Annotated in this window: 4 protein-coding genes; all 4 read right to left on the minus strand. The window is 71.9% G+C overall.

All coding sequences use genetic code 11. From position 1 onward, the window contains the following. Positions 1–284 precede the first annotated feature (284 nt). Complete coding sequence (locus AB0D48_RS37180) at positions 285–1211, minus strand: Imm49 family immunity protein (protein ID WP_362407731.1); 927 nt, start codon at positions 1209–1211, stop codon at positions 285–287. A gap of 218 nt (positions 1212–1429) precedes the next feature. Then, a complete protein-coding gene (locus AB0D48_RS37185; RefSeq protein ID WP_362407734.1) occupies positions 1430–1723 on the minus strand; it encodes a hypothetical protein in 294 nt (97 codons plus the stop codon). A 402-nt stretch (positions 1724–2125) separates the two neighbouring features. Continuing rightward, positions 2126–2425 carry a hypothetical protein gene (locus AB0D48_RS37190; protein WP_362407737.1) on the minus strand — a complete coding sequence of 100 codons (300 nt, stop codon included), beginning with the start codon at positions 2423–2425 and terminating at the stop codon, positions 2126–2128. Positions 2426–2676: 251 nt separating this feature from the next. After that, complete coding sequence (locus AB0D48_RS37195) at positions 2677–3963, minus strand: hypothetical protein (protein ID WP_362407740.1); 1287 nt, start codon at positions 3961–3963, stop codon at positions 2677–2679. Between the last annotated feature and the right edge of the window lie 236 nt (positions 3964–4199).

Raw genomic sequence — 4199 nt, forward strand, 5'->3', positions numbered from 1 at the left:
CCGCTACGAACGCAAGGCCGAACACTTCCTCGCCTTCGTCGGCATAGCCGCAGCCCTCATCTGCCACCGCCGCCTCACCAAATGAAACGACGTCTAAGTGACCTCGACAGGGCAGATAACGCGCGCCACCTCGCCGAGCGGTGCCCCTACCGGCTTTGACCTCCGCTGATCTCGATTCGGCAGCGCCCCGTAGCATGGCCCGCCGGTTCGGGTGCGTCGACGCGGAGGGCGACCTGCTGTGTCCCGGGTGGCTTGGCAACGACCGTCCTGATCGGCGGGCCGAGTCAGGAATCAACAGGGGTAAGCGGCTTCAGCAGCGAGGTTGGAAGGTAGGCGGACCTGGTCTGCAGGTCCCAGCCATGAGCCTGCACGGCGAGTGCGGCCAAGGCGATCGCGCCCAGCGGGAGCAGACTTCCGGGCGCGGGACCCTCGCCGACGCCGGCTCGGTGCTGCGCCAGTCGTTCGTCCAGGGCCCGCTCGAAGGCGCTCTGATCGTCACGGAGCAGGACGCGCAGCAGGTGCTGGTCGGGGCTCACCGCGTGGGCGGCGTCCAGGGCGAGAGCGGCGTCGAGGCGCTCGTCCGTCGATGGCTTGGTCAGCGTCACCTGTGGCCAGTCCCGGGGCAGGTGACCGCGGGCCGGGGTCAGGTAGCCGCACAGCGCGTCCATGTGTGCGAGGTCGGCCGGCTCGGAGACGGAGTCCCGGCTGGCGTGGGGCAGGTTGTTGTGCAGTGCGGGTGCCAAGTCGTTGCGCAGGAGCAATCCGATCACCCGTTCCCAGTCCCGCACCAGACCGCTGGCGACGCAGATGTCGAAGGCGTCGACCCATGTGCGGGCGGTGACCGTGTCGGTCGCATCGTGCATCTCGTCGTAGTCCAGCTCCTCGCTGGTGAAGCGGGTCCTGGTCAGGGGGAAGGGGATCTCCCAGTCGCCGTTCGGGGTGCAGCCCAGGTCCAAAACACCGAGGCGGCATTCAGCAGCTGTGACGAGGGCGAGGCGGGTGCGCGCGTCGTCAAGGTCGGGGTCCTGTGTGCTGCGCGCTGCGACGTGGTCGAGCAGTTCGCAGCCGAGTTCCTCGAGCATCAGGCGCATCGGGTAGCCGCGCTGGTAGACGTCCTCGAAACGCTCCTGCACACGGTCGGCCTTGTCGCCGATGGCCTGGTCCAGGCGCTGTTGGTCCACGGGATGGCGCAGCGCGTGTTTGATCTCCATCCGTGCATCCTGTCAGGCGCCACCGACAGCGCCGCTCTCCCTCTTTCAGCCCGGCGGCGGGGGCCGGGGAGCGTCCCCGTCGCAGCTCCTGATGGCCAGACCGCATCCCGGCCCCCTGCTACCCCGCGCCGCGCTCCCTCAGCGCAGTGCCTCTGCCCCGCCATCCGGGCGGCCCTGCCTCCGGCGCGGGCACCGCGACGGTGCTCCGGGCGGGCGGGTCAACCGTGCTGCACTTCCGTGCCCTCGGAGACCTTCGCGGCGTACGAGCGGACCTCGTCCGACTCCGGCACCCGCGGCCCGGGAAACGCACCCGGAGAACGTGACGGCCGGCCGGGGCCGAAAGCCATCCGGACGCACACGATCGCGAGGACCACCACCGCGGCGAGCAGCAGTGTCCAGACGGCCGGGCCGCGCAGCCCGGCTCCCGAGCCGGCGTATCGGGCGCCGTAGTGATGGACGGCCCAGCCCGCGGCGCTCAGCGCGAGGCCGCCGTAGAACTGCCGCGGGTTCACCGCTGCTTCTCCTTCCGCCCGGGGTCGCGTCCACCCCGGTTCGTACCCCTGCTGACAACGGTTCCCGCCCGCGAAAGGACCCGGCCTCCCGGCAGCCGCCATGCCTTCCCAGCCCCCGGGCCCGGGACCGGGCGTCTACCGGGCGCGCCCTGCGGCCTTGGCCGGGTCGGTCTGTTGCCGGTGGGCGGGGACCGCGGCTGCGGCCCGGGGCCGGCGTACCGGGGGCCGCGGCGGCGGGGGTGGTGGCGGAGCGGGAGCGGGCCGTTGTCGGGGAGACCCGGGACCGGGAGACGGCTGGTGCGCCGGATGGGGTGGTCAGGGAGATGAGGGCCGCGTCCACGAGGCGACCGACCAGGGCGGTGCCCGTGGCCTGCTGCCAGGAGGTGTCTGCCGTCAGGCGGTTCAGGTGTTGGGCGACGGTGCGGGTGCCGTCGCGCTCCCCGCCCTGCTGCATGCGGGCGGCGAGCAGGGCCACTGGCGTGAGCCGATCAGCAGGCCCGCTTCCCGCTCCGGCAGGACCTCCCGCACCATCGCCAGCATCTGGGAATGCGCGGCCGGCTGCACCCTCAGCTGCTCCAGGGCGCGGGGCCGGTTGCCGAGGTCGAGGTCACGGGGAACGTCCAGGCCCTCGGCCCACGGGCCCCAGACACGCTTCGCGTCCGTACTCGCGGGCGCGGCCCACGGACCGGCGGCCTCCCGCACCCGCGGCGCAGCAGCAGGCGCGGCGGCGGCCGGGGCGGGGCCGGCGGTGGGGGCTGCGGGCGCGACGGACGAGGAAGCGGGGGGCGCGGCCGGGGGCCGAGGCCAGGCCGGGGAACCGTCGGGCCGGTGGACGCCACCGTGGCCCGGACCGGTGAGCGGCGTCGAGTTGTCCCGTGCGGGGCGTTGAACCGCCCCCGCACGGGACTCACCGGCGCCCCTCGCGGCGCCGACGCCGCGCACGGCGTGTGCCGTTACGCCGAACGGCGCCGCCGGGCCATGGCGTACAGGGCTCCGCCGAGCGTCAGGGCCACGGCGGCGAGTCCGCCCGCGGCCAGCGCGGAGGATCCGGTGTTGGCCAGGTTGCCGCCGGTACCGCCGTTCGGGCCCGGGGTGTTGCCCGTGCTCGGGGCGGTGCTCGCGGAGGCCGTGGCCGAGGGCGCGGTCGAGCCGGACGGGCTCGGGGAGGGCGAGGCGGACGTCGACGGGCCGGTCTGCGGCCCGCCGGCCGGCGTCACGGTGATCGTGAGCCCGGCCGTGTTGTTGCCGAGGTCACGGTCGATCTCGGCGATCTTGAGATGGCCGGGACCGCGGTCGGCCTTGTACCGGTACTCGCCGTGGTACGTGCCCGGCTTGACCCACGACTCGATCTTGAAGATCCCTTTGACCGAGCCGCCGGTCCCGCCGAACACCCGGCGCCCCTCCGGGCCCGGGCGGCCGCCGGCGAAGCTGGTGCCGGGCGGCAGCACGAACTCGGTTTCCACCACGTTGTCGTCGGCGGCCGTGGTGGCGACCGACCCGGTGCCCTTGATCTGCCAGCCCGGGTTGAGCAGCACCTGGCCGCCGGCCGGCCCGCTGCCGGTCGCCCCGTTTACAGTGAAGTCGGGCTGGTTCGCGGGGTTTTCGACCGGCACCTCTCGGCCCCAGAAACGCCACTCCTTGAACGGCTCGGACGGTGTGACCTTGATTGCGGCGGCGGTTCCCTTGACCCCGCCCTGCTGCGGCTTGTAGATCGGCTTGCCGCCCGGGGTCCAGGAGACGTAGAAGAGGTCCCGCCATAGCTCCGGGGTCGCTGTGATGTTCAGCCCCGTGTCGAGCCGGTAGTACTTACCTGGCTCGAAGGTGTCGGTGAAACTGCAGAACAGGTATTCGTCACGGTACTCCCGCACGGGGTCGACCTTGAAGTGTTCGCAGTTCGACGGCCGTTCCTGAGGATTCAGTTCCAGGCCCGGCGGCAGGTGGACGCCCAGCTCCGCCCCCTGGACGGGCTTGTCGCCCGTGACTTTGAAGCCCAGACGGAGGCTCTGCTTCTGGCCGTTCTCGACCGTGGTGTCGAGGAGCTCCTCGGAGGTGACGAGACCGCCGAACGGGTCCGGGTTGTCCTCAGGCCGGTTCGGGCCCTGCTTACCTACCGCGGTGGACGGCGTCACCGGGGTCGGCGCCGGCGCTGCCTGGGCAATGGTCGCGGCGCCCAACACCACCGTACCGGCGGCCAGAGCCGCTCCGATCCGCCGCGCTGCAGTGCTGTGCGTGCGGTTCAACCGCATCAAGATGGTCCCCCTCGTGTCACATGGGTCAGGCGTTCGAGCACGCCTGACTCCTGTACGACCGGCAGGGGGCCCGATAGGTTGCCCGGAATGATCAAGAAATCGGCGGGCGGGATCTCGACGACTGTTCTGCCGTAAGAGCTCGTAACAGGATCTTGATGAGATGTCCTGGTCAGCCGTGACCGGTGTGACGATTCGGCCGTTCGGGATGGTGTGAGTACTCGGCCGTG

It is taken from the genome of Streptomyces sp. NPDC048269, assembly GCF_040652395.1.
Classification (GTDB): Bacteria; Actinomycetota; Actinomycetes; order Streptomycetales; family Streptomycetaceae; genus Streptomyces.

Excerpts from the sequence above, each read along its gene's own strand:
- AB0D48_RS37180 (WP_362407731.1), bottom strand. The coding sequence starts at position 1,211 with ATGGAGATCAAACACGCGCTGCGCCATCCCGTGGACCAACAGCGCCTG.